The sequence below is a fragment of the Arthrobacter sp. MMS24-T111 genome (assembly GCF_054888995.1).
Genome location: NZ_JBTZRO010000001.1, coordinates 2,568,422 through 2,587,501 on the forward strand (window position 1 = coordinate 2,568,422; position 19,080 = coordinate 2,587,501).

At 64.8% G+C, this 19,080-nt stretch carries 11 protein-coding genes and 2 pseudogenes; 10 read left to right on the forward strand and 3 right to left on the reverse strand.

Annotation, left to right across the window (positions count from 1 at the left end):
- The first annotated feature begins 128 nt into the window (after window positions 1–128).
- The 6 genes and pseudogenes from mtrB to secA all read left to right on the forward strand — a co-directional run bounded on the left by mtrB (window position 129) and on the right by secA (window position 9,600).
- The gene (gene mtrB, locus ACX5I6_RS12105) at window positions 129–1,901 is read left to right on the forward strand and encodes an MtrAB system histidine kinase MtrB (RefSeq protein WP_461841706.1); all 1,773 of its coding nucleotides are present in this window, start codon (window positions 129–131) and stop codon (window positions 1,899–1,901) included.
- Window positions 1,898–3,612: pseudogene (locus ACX5I6_RS12110) on the forward strand (LpqB family beta-propeller domain-containing protein). The gene mtrB and the pseudogene ACX5I6_RS12110 overlap by 4 nt, the downstream one beginning before the upstream one ends.
- Window positions 3,613–3,841: 229 nt before the next feature.
- Entirely contained in the window at window positions 3,842–4,615 is a 774-nt protein-coding gene (locus tag ACX5I6_RS12115) for a ComF family protein (RefSeq protein WP_461840628.1), read from the forward strand.
- Between the two features lie 178 nt (window positions 4,616–4,793).
- Complete coding sequence (hpf, locus tag ACX5I6_RS12120) at window positions 4,794–5,519, forward strand: ribosome hibernation-promoting factor, HPF/YfiA family (RefSeq protein WP_285248809.1); 726 nt, start codon at window positions 4,794–4,796, stop codon at window positions 5,517–5,519.
- A 31-nt stretch (window positions 5,520–5,550) separates the two neighbouring features.
- Window positions 5,551–6,792, forward strand: a complete 1,242-nt coding sequence (locus ACX5I6_RS12125) for a winged helix-turn-helix domain-containing protein (protein WP_461840629.1) — start codon at window positions 5,551–5,553, stop codon at window positions 6,790–6,792.
- 69 nt (window positions 6,793–6,861) lie between these two features.
- Complete coding sequence (secA, locus tag ACX5I6_RS12130; protein WP_461840630.1) at window positions 6,862–9,600, forward strand: preprotein translocase subunit SecA; 2,739 nt, start codon at window positions 6,862–6,864, stop codon at window positions 9,598–9,600.
- 90 nt (window positions 9,601–9,690) lie between these two features.
- On the opposite strand, the gene ACX5I6_RS12135 is transcribed toward secA, so the two are convergent.
- Together ACX5I6_RS12135 and ACX5I6_RS12140 are read right to left on the reverse strand one after the other, a co-directional pair.
- The gene (locus tag ACX5I6_RS12135; protein ID WP_461840631.1) at window positions 9,691–10,179 is read right to left on the reverse strand and encodes an Rv3235 family protein; all 489 of its coding nucleotides are present in this window, start codon (window positions 10,177–10,179) and stop codon (window positions 9,691–9,693) included.
- Between the two features lie 64 nt (window positions 10,180–10,243).
- Entirely contained in the window at window positions 10,244–11,086 is an 843-nt protein-coding gene (locus tag ACX5I6_RS12140) for a LysM peptidoglycan-binding domain-containing protein (protein WP_461840632.1), read from the reverse strand.
- Window positions 11,087–11,226: 140 nt separating this feature from the next.
- On the opposite strand from ACX5I6_RS12140, the gene ACX5I6_RS12145 reads away from it, so the two are divergent.
- Window positions 11,227–11,796, forward strand: a complete 570-nt coding sequence (locus ACX5I6_RS12145; protein WP_461840633.1) for a hypothetical protein — start codon at window positions 11,227–11,229, stop codon at window positions 11,794–11,796.
- Between the two features lie 53 nt (window positions 11,797–11,849).
- Here the strand turns inward: ACX5I6_RS12145 and ACX5I6_RS12150 are convergent, their stop codons facing one another.
- Window positions 11,850–12,065, reverse strand: a complete 216-nt coding sequence (locus ACX5I6_RS12150; protein WP_018760220.1) for a helix-turn-helix domain-containing protein — start codon at window positions 12,063–12,065, stop codon at window positions 11,850–11,852.
- A gap of 152 nt (window positions 12,066–12,217) precedes the next feature.
- Between ACX5I6_RS12150 and ACX5I6_RS12155 the strand changes: the two genes are divergently transcribed.
- The 3 genes and pseudogenes from ACX5I6_RS12155 to ACX5I6_RS12165 all read left to right on the forward strand — a co-directional run bounded on the left by ACX5I6_RS12155 (window position 12,218) and on the right by ACX5I6_RS12165 (window position 19,068).
- Window positions 12,218–12,859 carry a hypothetical protein gene (locus ACX5I6_RS12155; protein WP_461840634.1) on the forward strand — a complete coding sequence of 214 codons (642 nt, stop codon included), beginning with the start codon at window positions 12,218–12,220 and terminating at the stop codon, window positions 12,857–12,859.
- Window positions 12,856–14,160 carry an AAA family ATPase gene (locus ACX5I6_RS12160; protein ID WP_461840635.1) on the forward strand — a complete coding sequence of 435 codons (1,305 nt, stop codon included), beginning with the start codon at window positions 12,856–12,858 and terminating at the stop codon, window positions 14,158–14,160. Before ACX5I6_RS12155 ends, ACX5I6_RS12160 begins: the two co-directional genes overlap by 4 nt.
- Before the next feature lie 55 nt (window positions 14,161–14,215).
- Window positions 14,216–19,068 (forward strand): annotated as a pseudogene (locus ACX5I6_RS12165) (NAD-glutamate dehydrogenase).
- The last annotated feature ends 12 nt before the right edge of the window (window positions 19,069–19,080 follow it).

The window sequence follows — 19,080 nt, forward strand, 5'->3', positions numbered from 1 at the left end:
AGGACGGGGGACCTGGCCGGAGCCTCGCGGCCCCCGGGGAGGCGCCGGAAACCGGCGCCGCGACGAACGGCAGTGACGAAGAGCGCGGGCCGGGCCTTGCCGAGTCCACACCTCCGGGCATGCCGCGCATGGTGTTCCGCGCAAGGATCTGGCAGCGGCGCGCCCTGATTGTCGCCTTGCGCGTGGTCCGGTTGGTGCGGACAGGTGTGGTGCGGTTCCTGCCCGGCCTGCGCTACCTCGGCCGGGCCCTGCAAAAACGGTGGCGCCGCTCCTTGCAGTTCCGGACGGTCCTGACCACGCTGATGCTGGCCATGACCTCCTTTGCCGTGGTCGGCGCCTACCTGTCCAACCAGATTGCCAACAACCTCTTCCAGGAGCGGTTGACCCAGGCGGAGTCGGAGACCCGCTACAACGTCAAGCAGGTTCAGGACACGTTCGACGGCGCCCAGGTCACCGACCAGTCCAGCGTCATCACCTTGGTTTCGGACACGCTCAGCGCGGTCGAGGGCAGGGGATCGGTCATCCAGCGGCGCTACGTCTTCGAAGCGATGCCCAACCAGACCAAGCCCCGCAACCGCTGGGTGGAGTCCCGGGCCTCTGACCAGCTCACTGTCAGCGTCATCCCGCCGGACCTGCGCAAGGCTGTGCAGGAATCCGGCAAGGAACAGTTCTGGGCGTCCACCGTTATTCCTGTGGGCACCGAAGACCGGCCGGGAATCGCCGTCGGAAACAAAGTGACCTTCAACGGCACCGTCTACGAGCTCTACCTGATTTACGACCTGAACACGGCACAGCAGACGCTCAATGAGATCCAAAGCGTCCTGTGGGCAGGTGGCGCCGTCCTGGTGCTCCTGATCGGCGCCGTCGCCTGGTACGTCACCCGCAACGTGGTCAGCCCGGTCAGCCACGCAGCGATGGTGTCGGAGAAACTTGCCGCCGGGCAACTGCAGGAACGCATGGTGGTCCGGGGCGAGGATGAGGTGGCCCGCCTGGGCGCCTCCTTCAACCACATGGCAGCCAGCCTGCAGGAACAAATCACCCAGCTCGCCACCCTTTCACAGATGCAGCAGCGCTTTGTTTCGGACGTCTCGCACGAACTGCGCACACCCCTGACCACCGTGCGCATGGCGGCCGAAGTCCTGTACGACGCACGCGACGACTTCGACCCCATCAACAAGCGCTCGGCCGAACTGCTCTACAACCAGGTGGAGCGTTTCCAATCCCTCCTCTCGGACCTGCTCGAGATCAGCCGCTTCGATGCAGGCGTCGCGGTGCTGGACGCCGAACCCGAGGACCTGCTCCAAGTGATTGCCCACGTCATCGAAGGCGCGGCCCCCGTGGCTGCCGAGTACGGCTCGGACATCGTCTTCGCGGCCCCTGAAGGCTCCATGGTGGTGGAAATGGATGCCCGCCGGATCGACAGGATCCTGCGGAACCTGATCCTGAACGCCGTGGAGCATGGCGAAGGCAAGCCGGTGACGGTGACGGTCGCGGCCAACGAGACGGCTGTCGGCGTTTCCGTGCGGGACCACGGCATCGGGATGGACCCGGCAGAAGCTGCCCGCGTCTTCGACAGGTTCTGGCGGGCGGATCCTGCCCGCGCACGGACGACGGGAGGCAGCGGACTGGGCCTGTCCATCGCCATGGAGGACACCAAGCTGCACCACGGCTGGCTGCAGGCCTGGGGCCGGAAGGGCAGCGGGGCGAACTTCCGCCTCACCCTGCCGTTGCGCCAGGATGGCGGGATCACCGAGTCACCCGTGCAGCTCGAACCCAGGGACGTCACCATCCCGGGCGCACCAGGGAACATCCCCGCAGAACAGGACAACAAGAACATGCTGGTGCTGCAGACAGATGCCGGCAGGCCCGCTCCGTCCCGGGGCCCCGAGGAGACACCATGACCCGGCGCGGACGGCAGGTGCAGTACCCTGCGGCACTCCTGGCGCTGCTGATCGTCCTGCTGTCCGGGTGTGCCCGGATCCCGACGTCGGGGCCGGTGGGAAAGAGCAGCGAAAGCAGCGCCGGCAATGTCAGTGCCCCGGTGTTCCTCCCGGCGGCGCCGCAACCGGGCGCCTCGCCGGAGACGATCATCGACTACTTCTACCGGGCAGGCAGCGGCTACGAGGACGACTACGCCGTGGCCCGCCAGTACCTCACCCAGGCATCGGCGGTGTCCTGGAAGCCCGACAAGCGGGCCCTGGTGTACCGGGAAGCACGGGTGGTACCGACCGGCACGGAAAACGTCTACAACTATGAGCTCGATGTCGCCTACACAGTGGACGCCGACGGGATTGCCACCCAGTCGCCGCCCGGAACGGTGGAACGGATTCCCGTCACCGTGACACAGGTTGACGGCGAATGGCGGATTTCCGCGATACCGGATGGGACCGCCATCGCCGAGGAAACCTTCAAGGTGATCTACGGCGCCTACCCGATCTACTTCTACGACCCCACGTTCACCTATGCGGTCCCGGACGTCCGATGGTTCCTCAAAAACAAGACGGTCAAAGCCATGACCAGTGCCCTCCTGGCCGGGCCCGCTCCCTACCTTCGCGGCGCCGTCGTCAGTGCCTTCCCATCCGGGATCAAACTCGCCCGTGAATCGGTGCCGGTGGTGTCCGGAGCAGCCCAGGTTGATTTGACGGCAAAGGAACTGACGGAGACATCAGCCGAAGACCGGCTCCGCATGCAAATGCAGTTGACCCTGACGTTCCGCACCCAGCCTGATGTGGTCAATGTGGAGCTTCGTGCCAACCAGGACCTGGTGCGCGTGGAGGATAACGGTTCGGTTCTTCCCCCGGTGCTGGATAAGACGGTGCCGTCCCGCCAGATTGCCATCAGCGGCGGCGAGCTGGTGCGGTATGAAAACAACCGGGTTTCCCCGTTGCCCGACATGCAGCCCGTCTCGGCCCTCAACCCGCGGTTCCCCGCAGAATCACCGGTATCCCAGGCTGCCGCGTTCCTGAACGACGGACGCACCACGCTCTACAGCATCAGCCCGGGCCAGCCCGCCCGCGCCCTGACCACGCGGAGCACCCTCAGCCGTCCGTCCTTCAGCATCAACGACTGGGTGTGGACCGCGGGCCCCGGCGCCACCGGGGCAACCGAGGTGGTGGCGTTCCGCCCCGGTGGATTGGCGGAAGGTGCACCCGTCCCCTCCGTGACGCTGGCGCCGTCGTGGCTTGCCGGCCGTACGGTAAAGGAATTCCGGATCTCGCGTGACGGTGTCCGCGCCCTGGTGATCTCCGAACAGAACGGAAAATCCAAAGTGCAGGTGACGGGCGTGATCCGGGGCAGCGACGGCACCCCGCGCGAACTGACGGCCCCCATCACGCTGGTCACCGCCACCGATCCCGACCAGGGGGTCTGGGTCAACAGCACAACGGTCGCCGTGATGAAAGCGGCAGCGGGCTCAAATGTCACGCCGGAGCTGCTGTCCCTGACCTCCGGCCAGCCGCAGCAGCTTGCCCCTGGCCCGGGGTGGTGTCCATCAGCGCCGGCAACGGTGCCGATGATATTTACGTCCAGTCCGGGGAAGGGATTTTCCAGCGCCTGGGCAATGGCTGGTCACCGCAAATCAAGGGCCCGGTCGATCCCTCGTTCCCCGGCTGAGGACGGGCGGACCGCGGCCCACCGGATATCCACATAGGTGGGCCCGCGCCTTACCCCTCAGGTACCAACCGGCGATGGTGGAAAAGTGAACGGCACCAGACGACCCGCCGGAACATCATGGTCCCTTGGCAGGGAACCTGCGTGTGACCCGGACCTTCATCCGCCGCCGCGATGGGCTGCAAAGCACCGGGCGGAGCAAGCGAGCGCCCTTCTCCGGCTTTTCGATTGGGTGGCCGGGGCCGGAGGTGAACTCCTGGCCCTCGCCATCCCGGTGGACTGTGTGTGCTGTGGTGCGGAGGACAGTGCCCTCTGCCCAGCCTGCAGCAGCCTTATCCGGCACCTGACCCGGGAGCCGTTCCGGGCTGAAGGCGGCGCCCCCGCGCTGATGGATGTGTCCGGAACCGTCCTGCTCCCCGTCGTGGCGGCCGGCGTTTACCGGGACGAGCTGGCGCAAGGCCTGCTCTCGTTCAAACGGCACGGCCAGCACCGGCTTGGTGAAAGCCTGGCGCGGGCTTTGGCCGGGGCCGTCCGGGCGGCAACAGCGGACGCTGACGGGTTCGTGCTGGTCCCGGTCCCCACCAGCACGGCGGCCTACATGAACCGGGGCTTCAGTCCGGTCCATCTGCTCCTCAAGAAGGCGGCCGGGCACCTGCCGGGCGTTGCCGTCGTCGATGCCCTCCGAAAGGTCCGGCCGTCGGGGCCCCAAACGCTCGGGTGGACAGGACTGTCCGGCGGCCAGAAGGGGCTGGGCAGAGGAGCCCGCTCCCAGCGGGTCAGGGGGTCCATGCGGGTCGGCGTCCGGTCCCGTCCAGCGGTTGCGGGGAGGCCGTGCATCATCGTCGACGACGTCCTGACAACGGGTGCCACGATCGGTGAAGCAGCCCGTGCGTTGCACCAGGCCGGGGCCAAGGTGAGGGGCGCCGTCGTGCTTGCTGCGACACGCCCGCCGGACGCTGCGGAACCCGCGCCCGGCCCCCGCCCGGAGCCGCCGAAGCGACCATGACTTAGAAAAAAATAAACCGGGAAAGGATGAATAACAGGTGGCTATGAACTAACGTCGAAGGTGGGTACCAAGAACAGAATGTACCTTTCGATGGCGGCTCGGAGAGGGGCTCGACTGTCAGACAGCTGGGCCCAGGGAAGTGCCGCCGTCGTGTCACCGAAGTCATTTGGAGGGCACCATGGAGTTTATGATCAGCGGACGAAATCTGACCGTTTCAGACCGGTTCCGCGAATATGCCGGGGAAAAGATCGCAAAAATCGAATCGCTGGGTGACAAGGTCCAGCGTGTCGACGCGAAAGTCTCCAAGGAGACCAATGCCCGGCAAACCGGCGACCAGCTGACCGTAGAGGTGACAGTCCTGGGCCGCGGACCCGTAATCCGCGCCGAAGCGAGCGCCGCAGACAAATTTGCTGCTTTTGACCTCGCCTACAACAAACTGCTTGAACGGCTCCGCCGGGCCAAGGACCGCAAGAAGGTCCACCACGGGCGCCACACCCCCAAGGCCGTTCGCGAGGCGACCGCATCGCTTGAACCCGCCAGCGCGCACGAGCCGCTGTACCTTGAGGCAAACCACAGGGATGAAACCGTGCAGGCCGCCGACAACAAGTCCCCTTATGATGTCGACAACGACATCCCGGCCGGGAACTCACCGGTGCTGATCCGGCGCAAGGTCTTCCCCGCGGCTTCGCTTTCCCTTGATGACGCCGTGGACAACATGGAACTGGTGGGACACGACTTCTATCTCTTCGTGGACAAAGCCACCAACACGCCCTCCGTCGTGTACCGCCGTCGTGGCTGGACCTACGGGGTCATCACCCTGGACCACGAGTGCGAGCCCGGCGACACCATCGTGGAGGAAAAGATCCTCGCGTACCGCTCCGACGACGCACCTGCCAACGCCTAAGGTGGAGTACACCACCACGTGAGAGGACTGAATGTCAGCATCGCTGAGCCTTGACCAGGCACGGCGCATCGCGTTGGCAGCACAGGGACTCCATAAAGGACGGCCCGCCGGCCCCGTGACAGCACGGGCGGTGGGCCGTACCTTTGCCCGTCTCCAGCTCGTCCAAATCGATTCCGTCAATGTCCTGGTCCGCAGCCACTACCTGCCCTTCTTTTCGCGACTTGGCAATTACGACCGCGACATCCTGCACCGCATGTCCGGGCAGCGGCCGCGCCGCATGGTGGAGTATTGGGCGCACGAGGCCAGCTACATCCGGCCCGAGCACTACCGGGACCTCCTGCTGTGGCAGAAGCGGTCATGGGTGGGTGCCTCACGCATGGACCCGGAACTCCGTACCGACATAGCCGGCAGGATCCTGTCCGTCCTCGCCACGTCCCGGCCGATGACGGCCTCGGAACTTACAGCCAGGATCGGCCACGTCGAGGAACGGCAGACGGATAATTGGGGGTGGAACTGGAACGCTGTGAAACGGGTGTTGGAACACCTCTTCGAGGAAGGGGCAGTGTCAGCCGCCGCCAGGACCGGGCAGTTCGAGCGCAAGTACACCCTCACGGCCAAGGTCCTGCCATTTTCTTCTGGCGAAGCCACAAAATCCGATCCGGCAGCCGCGCTCCAGCGGCTCACAGAGGCGGCGGCCATGGCCCACGGGATCGGAAGCGTCCGTTGCTTCGCCGATTACTTCCGGACCCCTGTGAAGGCGACCGCACTGGCAGTCGAAAACCTGGTGTCGGAAGGCAGGCTGGAACGCGTCAATGTGAACGGCTGGAACCGCGAAGTCTTCCGGCACGTGGAAGCCGCCTTGCCTCGGCGGGCCACCGGCCGGGCCCTGCTGAGCCCGTTCGACTCCCTGGTCTTCGAGCGTCGGCGCCTGTTGGAACTGTTCGGCTTCCATTACCGGATCGAGATCTACACCCCGGAGCCCAAACGGCGTTTCGGGTACTACGTGCTGCCCTTCCTGCTGCGGGACAGAATTGTGGCCCGGGTGGACGTGAAAGCGGACCGCGCCGGGGGCCGGCTGCTGGTGAGGTCCGCCTTCGCCGAGCCGGACGCCCCGGCGGACACCGCCGTCGAACTGGCCGCGGAGCTGCAGCTCATGGGTCAATGGCTTGGCCTGCCTGACGTGGAAGCGGGCCCGGCGGGGGATCTCGCCGCAAGGCTGGCACAGGAGCTTGGGCGGCTGCAGGACTATCCGCTCTCAGGGAAAAGGGAGTAACGGCGGGGTGTCTCTCCCGTAGACTGAACACGCCAGAATTCGGCGGCATGAGACTGGGAGCATCTTCACGTGGCATCACTTATCGAAAAAATCCTCCGTACGGGTGACAAAAAGACACTCCGGCAGTTGCGGAACTATGCCGACTCCATCAACGCCCTCGAAGACTCGTTCAAGACGTTCACCGACGCGGAACTGCGGGAGGAGACCGACCGCCTCCGTGAGCGGCACCAAGATGGCGAGAAGCTCGACGACCTGCTTCCGGAAGCCTTCGCCGCCGTACGCGAAGCCTCGTCGCGGACACTCGGAATGCGCCACTTCGACGTCCAGCTCATGGGCGGCGCTGCCCTGCACCTGGGCAACATTGCGGAAATGAAGACCGGTGAAGGCAAGACCCTGGTGGCGACCGCTCCCGCCTACCTGAACGCGCTCTCCGGTAAGGGTGTCCACGTGGTCACCGTGAACGACTACCTCGCCGAATACCAGTCCGAACTCATGGGCCGCGTCTACCGCTTCCTCGGCCTCACCAGTGGCGTCATCCTGGCCAACCAGGATCCCGCCGTGCGCCGCCAGCAGTACGCAGCCGATATCACCTACGGCACCAACAACGAATTCGGCTTCGACTACCTGCGCGACAACATGGCGTGGGACAGGAGCGAACTGGTCCAGCGCGGCCACAACTTCGCTATCGTCGACGAAGTTGACTCCATCCTTATCGACGAAGCCCGAACGCCGCTGATCATTTCCGGCCCGGCGCAGGGTGACACCAACCGCTGGTACAGCGAATTCGCCAAGGTAGTGCTCCGGCTGCAGCCGGAGAAGGACTACGAAGTCGACGAAAAGAAGCGCACGGTGGGTGTGCTGGAGAGCGGCATCGAAAAAGTCGAGGACTACCTCGGCATCTCGAACCTGTACGAGTCCGCGAACACCCCGCTGATCGGGTTTCTGAACAACGCCATCAAGGCCAAGGAACTCTTCAAGCGGGACAAGGATTACGTCATCCTGGACGGCGAAGTGCTGATCGTCGACGAGCACACCGGACGCATCCTGGCCGGCCGGCGCTACAACGAAGGCATGCACCAGGCGATCGAGGCCAAGGAAGGCGTCGAAATCAAGGCGGAAAACCAGACCTTGGCTACCGTGACGCTCCAGAACTACTTCCGCATGTACGGCAAGCTGTCCGGCATGACCGGCACCGCCGAAACGGAAGCTGCCGAATTCATGAGCACCTATAAGCTGGGCGTCGTGGCGATTCCCACCAACCGGGACATGCAGCGGATCGACCAGCCGGACCTCGTGTTCAAGAACGAGGTCGTCAAGTTCGACGCCGTCGTGAAGGACATTGCCGAGCGGCACGAAAAAGGCCAGCCCGTCCTTGTCGGCACCACCAGCGTGGAGAAGAGCGAGTACCTCTCCAAGCTGCTCGCAAAGGAAGGGATCCGCCACGAGGTCCTGAACGCCAAGAACCACGCCCGTGAAGCGGCCATCGTTGCCCAGGCGGGCCGCAAGGGCGCCGTCACCGTGGCCACCAACATGGCCGGCCGCGGTACTGACATCATGCTGGGTGGCAATGCCGAATTCACGGCAGTGGCCGAGCTCGCCAAGCGCGGCCTGGACCCGGAGGAGAACTCCGAAGAGTACGAAGCCGCATGGCCGGCTGCTCTTGAGGCAGCCAAGCAGTCCGTGAAGGACGAACACGAGGAAGTGCTGGATCTTGGGGGCCTGTACGTCCTGGGCACCGAGCGCCACGAATCCCGGCGCATCGACAACCAGCTTCGCGGCCGGTCCGGCCGCCAGGGTGACCCCGGAGAATCCCGCTTCTACCTGTCCCTGACGGACGACCTGATGCGGCTTTTCAACTCGGGGGCCGCCGAACGACTGATGAACAGCTCCGTTCCGGACGACGTCGCGCTGGAATCCAAGCTAGTGTCGCGTGCCATCGCCTCGGCCCAGGGCCAGGTGGAAGGCCGGAACGCCGAACAGCGCAAGAACGTCCTCAAGTACGACGACGTCCTGAACCGCCAGCGTGAAGCCATCTACAGCGACCGCCGCCGAATCCTTGAGGGCGATGACCTGCACGAGAAGGTGCAGTTCTTCGTCGAGGACACCATTGTGGCCCTGATCGACGCCGCCACGGCCGAGGGCAACGGTGACGACTGGGACTTCCACCAGCTGTGGACCAACCTCAAGACGCTCTACCCCGTCAGTGTCACGGCGGAAGACATCATCGAAGAAGCCGGCGGCAAGCCACGGGTTACCGTCGAGCTGCTGAAGGAGGAAATCCTCTCTGACGCCCGCCTTGTGTACCAGGCGCGGGAGGAGGCGATTGGCTCCGAAAGCATGCGCGAACTCGAGCGCCGTGTGGTCCTGTCGGTCATCGGACGCAAGTGGCAGGAACACCTCTACGAGATGGACTACCTCAAGGAGGGCATCGGCCTGCGAGCCATGGCCCAGCGCGATCCACTCGTGGAATACCAGCGTGAAGGCTTCGCCATGTTCCAGACCATGATGGAAGCCATCCGGGAGGAAAGCGTCGGCTTCCTCTTCAACCTCGAGGTGGAAGTCACTCCCGCCCAGGACGTCGTGGTGGAGGATGCTTCCGGCGGCCACACCGAGCACGTGGACCCGCAACTGCGGGCTGCCGGCCTCGAAGCACCCGAGAAGCCTGCCCAGCTCCAATACACGGCACCCAGCGAAGGCGGCGGAACCGAGACCCGCGTGGAAACACGCTCAGGCGGACGTTCCGGCAACCCGGCCAAGGCAGCAGTCCAGGACGCAGCTAAGCGCCCCGCAAAGAAAAAGAAGCGCTAGCCCGTCCGGTTTACCAGGCGGCGCTGGCATCCGCCGACAGGGCAGGGAACAATTCGTTCCCTGCCCTGTCGGCTTCTGGCGGGTGCTCTCTCACCCGATGACAAGTTCGACCACCCGCCATACCTGTTTGCTGCGTTCGAGCCGGACAGCAACGGCACGGGCGCGCACGTCATCCACAACGACGGCACTGGCCTCGTAGATTCCATCGGCCACCTCACAGACGCGTACCGAGCGGACCACTGAATTCCGGTGAAGCCGGGCCAGCGCCGGATTGCCAGTCCGGGTCAGTTCACGCCTGATCAACGCCGCCCGGTGTTGAAGGGCTGACAGGCACCGTGGATCCAGCCGACGCGCAAGCTGGTGGACGGGCCGGATTCCGGCCAGGACCTCCATGGACGCCTGGACCGTCCCGCGGGTGATGGCCCGCGCTTCCGCCGCCTCGTCGACAGGCCGCAGCGGTGCCGGAAGTGCTCCCCGGGAAGGCCCTGCGGACGGGGTCCCGTCGGCGGCCATCCCCGCCTCCCCGGTCGTGTTCACGGGCTTCGCTGCCCGGTCCTGCTTGGCTCGAATTGGTGTCACAGCGATCACTGGATTCCCCCTGAATTTGTTGGCTGGTTCCGCTGCCGGGTAGCAAAGAGTGCAGTTACGACGCCTGTGGCGCCCTGAGGATTTGGCCTGGCAGCAGGACATCCGGGTTCCCGCCGATTTGCCCGCGGTTCGCTGAGTACCAGCGCGGCCATTCGAGGGCTATGTCCACATCCGAGGCTCCGGGGCCCATCTGGTTTGCCACGATGGCCCACAAAGTATCCCCGGCCAGTACGGTCACGGTCGCAGCCTCGGTCCCGGGCGAAGCTCCACCTGCGGCCCTGCTCCCCGGTGTGGCGAGCAGGCCCGGGTCCACCACCTGGGGAGCAGGACGCCATCCGGGCGCCGGCACCGCAACGGGCAGTTGGGGCCCGCGTAGTCCCGTCGTTGCGGTGATGCTCCCTGCCGGTTCCACTGCGGACTGTTCCTTCACGGCTCCTCCTTCGGTCTCTGGAATGCTGCCCGTGGGTGGTGGGCTGAGCGGGGCCGATGACGAATGGCCGGGTGTGGGGGCCCATGCAGGCCCCGGATCGGTTCCGGCGGCTTGTGCGGCCGTTCCTGCGAGCAGCTGGATCGAAAGGGCGGCAACCACCGCCCGCTGCATGAACGCAGGTGAGAACCGCCGCATGGCTGCCGCGGACCGGCGTCGGCCAAGGCGCTCCAGCAGGAATGCTGAACCCGCGCACACGACCGCAAACGTCCACCACAGCAGAATGCCGGCACCGGCCGCGGATGCGGCGGCCGCCAACAGGACTTCCACGGATGTTTCCTGGTTGCGAGCGGCGGAGGCCTGCCATTGGCCGACAAGTCCGCAGCCCAGGAACCAAAGTCCGATGCCGAGCACGAGCAAGGCAACCGCCGACACGATGTCCGACCGATGCACTTCTTCCCTGCAATCCATTACCGATCCTTTTGATGCCATTTGATGTCGTTTGATGTTGTCTTATCCAGTTTGGACTGATCAGCAACATTTTGTCCAGACGTTGGAGAGAAAATCCTGGCTGCGTTGACCGGGACGGAAGGGCAACTTACGCTGGCGGAATGCGGTGGGATGCACTCTTCAATGACATCGAAAGCCAACTTGCTGAAGTTGACCGGTTGTCGTTGGACGCCGAAATCAATGAGCGAGCCCGCGTCGAGTTGGTGAGCCTGCCCGTGGAAGACAGGCTGCGGGCATCGGTGGGCTACCGGATTGGCGTCCATCTTCTCTGCGGGGAATCCGTGCACGGTGAGCTCACACATGCCGGGGCCGATGCGCTGGTCCTGGACGATGAGCAGAGCCAGGTGCTTGTTCCCTACGCGGCCGTGGCGCGTTATGTCGGACTGGGACGGCGCGCGCAAGCAGAAAATTCCGCGGTTCGCCGATCGATTGGGCTCGCCCATTCCTTGCGTGGCCTTGCGCGCGACAGGGCGGAGCTGTCGGTGACCATTGGCGGTGCTGCAGGTTCCGTCCGCCTGGCGGGAGTTATCGACCGTGTGGGCAGGGATTACATCGACCTGGCCGTGGTCACGCCCGGCGAGGTCCGCAGGAGCCAGGGCGTAAGCCAGGTCTCTGCCATACCCTTTGCCGGGCTTGTCATGATCAGGTCACGCAAGATGGGCGGACTGTAGCGGCGGCGCAGTCGGTCCTGCTGCTTTTGCGGCCTTGAACGTGCGCTAACCGGTCACATCGACTTGGCGCGGGACTCCTGGATCATGCGGCTGGCCTCGGCATAGCGTTCCTGGATGTACTGCTCCAGCATCTTTTCTTCGACCCGCCACTGGCCCCGGCCGCCCACCTGGATGGCCTTCAGCTCGCCGCTGCGCACCAAGGCATACGCGGCGGGAGAATTGATCTGGAGCTGCTCAGCGACGTCTGCGAGCGTGAGAAACCTTGGCATGGACTCATTTTGCCATCAAGTGGCGCTGTTTGTGCCCGTTATCCACATATTGGCGGTTTTTAGCCAAATGACTTTTGTTCCATGGGCCTTGCGGTAACAATGAGGAGTCCGGCCCCGTGGGGAGGGTCCGGGATACCAAGGGGGAGGACGGTATGGTTCCTGATTCAAGCGTCCGTGCTGCACGGCTCAAGCGTCCGTCGTGGAAAGACCCCCGGCTGTTGGTTGGTGTCCTCCTGGTCCTGGTATCCATAGTGGGTGTCGTCTTTCTCGTAGGCAGCGCAGACCGGACAACCGAGGTCTACGCCGCCAGGGACGGCATTGCGGTGGGCGAACGGCTCACTCCTGAGAACGTGGTGCGCACCAAGGTCAGGCTGGGAGATACCGAGCAGCACTACATCACCGTGGAGGACGGGCTGCCGCAGGACGTGGTTGCCATGCAGCGGATCGGGAAAGACCAGCTCGTTCCGCGGGCAAGCCTCGGAGAAGTGGACCGGCTGGACCGGAAGCCCGTAGCCCTCACCATTGATCAGACACTGCCGGCACAAGCTGTTGCCGGCGCCCGTGTCGATGTTTGGGTGGCGCAGCCGGATGCCAAGAACGGTTTCAGTGAGCCGAAGCTCCTCCTGCCCGGCGCGGAGATCACGGAGGTGGCAACGGGGTCCACGGCCCTTGGATCCTCGAAGACGACGGTTCTGATGGTCTTGGTGGAGGACAAACAGATGCCGGCGTTGCTGGGCGCCCAGGCCAATGAAGCAAAGATCTCGGTCGTCTGGAACCCCGGAGGCGCCCGATGAGCATTCCGGTGGTCACTGTGGGCCAAAGCCGGGAGGATGTGGTGGGCGGCCTGGAACGGCTGCATGGCCCGGTCACGGTGGTTCGGCGGTGCGCGGAACTTCCGGAATTGCTGGCAGCCTGCCAGAGCGGCCTCGCCAGGGCTGCCGTCGTGGCCGAAGGTTCAGAAGGGCTGACTGCCTCCCTGGTGGACCGCCTAGGTGCTGTGGGGGTGGCAATCATTGCCCTGACGGACAATGCCGATGAGGCGGACAGGCTCCGCAAGATCGGGGTGGCCCCGGCACTGACAGGGGTTCATTCCGCGGAGCTTTCGGACAGGATAGCGGACGCTGTTGCACGCCTGACCGGTTTGGATCGTCCACCGGCGCTGAGCGCGGAAGCTGATACTGGAGCAGCGCTCGCCACCACTCCGGTCGAACCCAAGCCTGGCCCGGAGAATGCCGGGACAGGGAAGATCATCGCCGTATGGGGTCCGGCGGGGTCGCCTGGAAGGACCACGGTTGCTGCCAACATGGCCGGCGAGATGGCGGCTGACGGCCGGGAGGTTCTCCTTGTCGATGCCGACACCTACGGCGCAAGCGTGGCGGCAGTCCTGGGATTGCTGGATGAGTCGGCGGGCCTGGCCCAGGCGTGCAGGCTCGCCGACCAAGGGACGCTGGATGCTGATGCGCTTCGGAAAGTGGCCTCAACCGTTGCCACCGCGTCAGGGACGTTCAAGGTCTTGACGGGGATAACCCGCGCGGACCGGTGGACCGAACTCAGGGCAACAGCTCTGGCCTTGGTCCTCGAGCGGGCCAGGCACATCGCGGATGTGGTGGTGGTAGATACCGGCTTCTGCCTTGAGGCTGATGAAGAACTCAGCTTCGACACGATGGCGCCGCGGCGGAATGCGGCGACGCTTTGCCCCCTCGAGGTGGCTGACACGGTCTACGCGGTCGGGGCGGCGGACCCGGTGGGCGTACCCAGGTTGGTGCGGGCGCTCGCCGAACTGGAAACAGCGGTCCCACAGGCCGCACCCATCGTCGTCATGAACAAGGTGCGGGCCTCCTCCGTTGGCAGAAGTCCCGAGCGCCAGCTGAGGGATGCCTGGGAACGATACGGCCCGGCTTCCGGGCTCACCGCGTTTCTGCCGTACGACCCCGCTGCGGCGGACGCGGCGCTCCTCGCTGGATCCCTGTTGCACGAAGCTGCGCCGGAGTCGAACCTGCGAAGCGCGATCAGGGAATTGGTTTGTGCACCCGTCCAGCGAAAAGAGAAATCCTCTGTGTTTTCTTCCACACCACGGCGCAAGGCAAAGGACTAGGCTCGCCATAAGAGCTGCAAAGGTGCGGCGAATTTCTCTAGTGGAGGCGTTGTCGATGTCGTCTGGATCCGGTGTGGAGGATCAGCCCCTCTCCATTGAAGGCCTTGAAGGTTTCATGGGGGACTACTACCAGCACTTGGCCGAGGAGGATGCCCGGAGCTACCCTCGCGAGGTACTCGAGTCCCGGGCACGGGAGCATCACAAGGCGGCGTCGGTCCGGCAGCCCGGACAGGCAAAGATCTCAATTGCCGACGAGGAGGACAGCACCGTCATCTTCGTCGTCACTGACGACATGCCCTTCCTTGTCGATTCCGTGAACGCGGAACTGGTCCGGCAGCACGCAGCCATCAAACTGGTTGTCCACCCGCTGTTTGTCGCCACCAGGAATCGGGAAACCGGCGAGCTCGTAAAGGTCAACAGGGTCCCCGCCCACCTGGGCATTTCCAGTGGGGACACGGCCGCCATGCCGAACCTGTCCCACCTCATCGCCCAAGGTGAAAACGCCTCCCACATGGAGTCGTGGATCGCCGTCGAAATCCAGCGTATTTCCGACGACGCGAAGTCATCCCTGCTTGCCGGACTGACCCGGGTACTCAAGGACGTCCGGGCCGCTGTCGAGGACTGGCCGAAGATGCGCCAAAAGGCGCTGGAGATCGCCCGGAGCCTGGACCAGGTGGCGCATCCCGCACAGATCGCCGAGTTGCGCCAGGCCAAGGACCTGCTCCGCTGGCTGGATGACGGAAACTTCACGTTCCTCGGCTACCGGGAATACGACCTCTTGAACGTTGACGGGGAAGATGTCCTCGAACTGCGCGAAGACAGCGGACTCGGGCTGTTGCGGGCAGCCGCCGATTCCCCCATATCCAGCACCTCACTGATACCGGCCGGAAGAAGGCACGGGAAAAACGGGCCCTGGTCATTACCAAAGCCAATTCCCGCTCGACCGTGCACCGCTCGGCTTACCTCGACTACATCGGAATCAAGAGTTTCGATGCCGCAGGCAACGTCAACGGCGAGCGCCGCTTCATCGGACTTTTCGCCACCAGCGCTTACGCCGGGTCCGTCCGGGATATCCCGATCGTCCGCGAAAAGGTCGACGCTGTGCTGCAAACCGCGGGCTTCCCGCCGGACTCCCACTCCGGCAAGGATTTGCTGGGGATCCTTGAGACATACCCGCGCGATGAGCTGTTCCAGATCGAAATTCCGGACCTCGCCGCAACCGCCCTCGGTATCCAGAAGCTTCAGGAACGGCGCCGCACCCGGTTGTTCCTCAGGCCCGATATCTACGGCCGGTTCATGTCCGCCGTCGTCTACCTGCCCCGTGACCGGTATACCACCAATGTCAGGCTGCGTATCGAGCAGGAACTGCGGGAAACGTTCCAGGCGGTCTCGATCGACTACGAAGCACGCATGACGGAATCGGCCCTTGCCCGCCTGTTCTTCCGCATCCGGTTGCCCAAGAACGCCGATGTCAGCCACGTCAACAGCGACGAACTGGAAACGCGGCTGGTTCGGGCCGCGAGGTCCTGGAGTGAGGGCATCACCGAGGTCCTGCGCGAAGGGCGGGACCCGGCCGAGGCCAAGGAACTCGCCGCCATCTGGGCCGAGGCGTTTCCCGCCAGCTACCGGGTGGACTACGAGGTAGAGGACGCGCTTGAGGATATTGCGCGTTTTGAAAAGTACGGGGCCGCCGCCGAGCGGAGCACGGGCGCGCGGCAGGACCGTCCCGGCGTCCACGTTTACCTGCCCGAGGGGGCAGGCGCGACCCTGGAAGAGGACGCCAGGGTCAAGCTCTACATGCTGGAGCCCAAGAGCCTGAGCCAGATCCTTCCCTACTTCCACAACCTGGGTCTGGAAGTCCTGGACGAACGCCCGTTCGAGATCGAAACCGCTGACCACAGGGACTTCTTCCTTTACGACCTTGGGCTGAAATACCCGGCCGGGGTGGATCCGGTCAGCACGGGGGAACTCCTTGCCGAATCCTTTGGCGCCGCCGTCACCGGAGCGGCAGAGTCGGACAGCTTCGACCGTTTGGTGCTGCGGGAGGGCCTGCACTGGCGGCAGATCACGGTGCTGCGTGCTTACGCCCGCTACATGCGCCAGATGGGGAGCAGCAGTTCCTTCGGGTTCATGGCCGACACACTCCTGGCCAACGCCGACGTAACCAAAGCCCTGATCGCGCTTTTCGCTGCCCGCTTTGACCCGTCCATGGACGACGACGGGCGCGCCGGCGCCCAGGCGTCCGTGCGCCAGGACCTGGCAGTTGCCATCGAGAAGGTTGCCACGCTGGACGCCGACCGTGTGCTGCGCACATTCGGCAACCTCATTGAAGCCACCCTGCGCACCAACTTCTTCCAGGACAAGCCGCACCTGAGCTTCAAGCTGGATCCGGCGCAGATCGAGGGGCTGCCGTTCCCGCGGCCGATGTTCGAAATCTGGGTGTATTCGCCCCGGGTGGAGGGCGTGCACTTGCGGTTCGGCAAGGTCGCCCGCGGCGGCCTTCGCTGGTCTGACCGGCGAGAGGATTTCCGAACCGAAGTCCTGGGCCTGGTAAAAGCACAGACGGTCAAGAACGCCGTCATCGTTCCCACCGGAGCCAAGGGTGGCTTCTTCGCCAAGCAGCTTCCGGATCCGGCCGCCGACCGCGCGGCCTGGATGGCGGAAGGCGTCGAAAGCTACAAGACCTTCATCCGTGGCCTGTTGGACCTCACCGACAACCTGCTCACTGAAGGTAGCGGCGAGCGGCTTGTGCCGCCGTCGAACGTTGTCAGGCATGACGACGACGACTCCTACCTTGTCGTCGCGGCGGACAAGGGGACGGCTACTTTCTCGGACATCGCCAACGGGCTGTCGGCAGAGTACGGATTCTGGCTGGGGGACGCGTTCGCTTCCGGCGGCTCCGTAGGGTACGACCACAAGGCCATGGGGATCACCGCCCGGGGCGCCTGGGAGTCGGTCAAGCGGCACTTCAGCGAGCTCGACCTCGACACCCAGACCGAGCCGTTCACCGTGGTGGGTGTGGGGGACATGTCCGGTGACGTGTTCGGAAACGGGATGCTCCTGTCCCGCCACATCAGGTTGCTTGCGGCATTCGACCACCGGCACATCTTCCTCGATCCCGCACCGGACGAGGCATCCTCGTTCGCTGAGCGGCAGAGGCTGTTCGAGCTGCCCAGGTCTTCCTGGGACGACTACGACAAGTCGCTGATCAGTGAAGGCGGCGGCGTCTTCGCCCGGCAGGCCAAATCCATTCCCGTGTCCCCGCAGGTGCGCGCGGCGCTCGGGCTGTCGGCCGAAACCGCCGAACTCAGCCCGCCGGAGCTGCTGCGGGCCATCCTGCTTGCCCCGGCCGACCTGCTGTACAACGGCGGCATCGGCACCTACGTCAAGGCCAGTTCCGAATCCAACGCAACGGTGGGGGACAAGGCCAACGACGCCATCCGCGTCAACGGCCGGGACTTGCGCGTGAAGGTGGTGGGCGAAGGCGGAAACCTCGGTATGACGCAGCGCGGCCGCATCGAGGCGGCGTTGCAGGGGGTCATCCTCAACACGGATGCGATCGACAACTCTGCCGGCGTGGACTGCTCCGACCACGAAGTCAACATCAAGATCTTCGTGGACCGCATGGTCGCCGCGGGCAAGCTGCCGGCGGCCGAACGCGCCGACTTCCTCGCGTCCATGACCGACGAGGTGGGCCGGCTGGTCCTGGAAGACAACATCGACCAGAACATCCTGCTCCTGAACGACCGCAGCCGGGTGGCCGAGTGGAGCCCGAGCTACGAGCGGCTCATGGACTGGCTGGAGAAGAGCGCGGACCTGAAGCGCGACCTGGAAGCATTGCCGACGACCGAATCCCTGCGTGACCGGCTGCAGCAGGGGCAGGGCCTGACATCCCCTGAACTGTCGGTTCTGGCCGCCTATGCAAAGATCGAGCTGGCGTCAGCGCTTCGGGACAGCGACCTTGCCGACGATCCCTGGTTCAGGGACACGCTGCGCTCCTACTTCCCGCACCAGCTGCGCGAACGCTTCGACGCGGAGCTGGACACGCATCCGCTTCGACGCGAAATCATCGCCACCGTGGTGGCCAACGACATGATCAACCTGGGCGGAATCACCTTCGCATTCCGGGTCATGGAAGAAACGTCTGCCAGCGAAGTGGCCGTCGCCAAGGCGTTCGTGGCGCTGCGGGAGGTGTACGAACTGGATGCGATGGTGGCCGAGTTGAACAATCTGCCGGCTTCGTTCCCGACGGAGCACTGGAGCACCGTCCACCTGGACATCCGCCGGCTCTTAGACCGTGCGGTCCGATGGCTGCTGGGCCAGGAAAGCGTCTCCCGCCCGATCGCAGAGGTAGTGGCTGAGTTCAAGCCGCTCATGGATCCGATGCGGGCACGCCTGCTGGACTACCTGCGTGGCGATGACCGCGACCGGGTGGCCGAGTGGCTGGCGAAGGGCCGCGAATGGGAACTCCCGGAAAGCCTGGCACTGCGTTGGGCCGAGCTGTTCGAGAGCTTCGTGCTGCTCGATATCGCCAAGATCGCGCGTTCCCGCAAGGACCCGGTAGAGGACATTGCGGCCACGTATTACACCGTGTTCAACCGGTTCCACGCGGATTCGTTGCTGGAACGGATCAGCAGCTTGCCCCGCCAGGACCGGTGGCAGGCGCTGGCGCGGGCCGCCTTGCGCGACGATCTGTACTCGACGGTGTCGGACATGACGACGGCGGTGCTGGACGCAACGTCCACGGCCGACTCGCCGGAGGCGCGGCTCAAGGACTGGGAGGCGCAGAATGCCGAACAGCTGGGCAGGGCAAAGAGCATGTTCGACGAAGTGAACGCCCTGGAGGCCGACGACATGGCCTCACTATCGGTAGCATTGAGGCTCTTGAGGTCAATCGTCCGACGCTAGCCATGCGGCGTC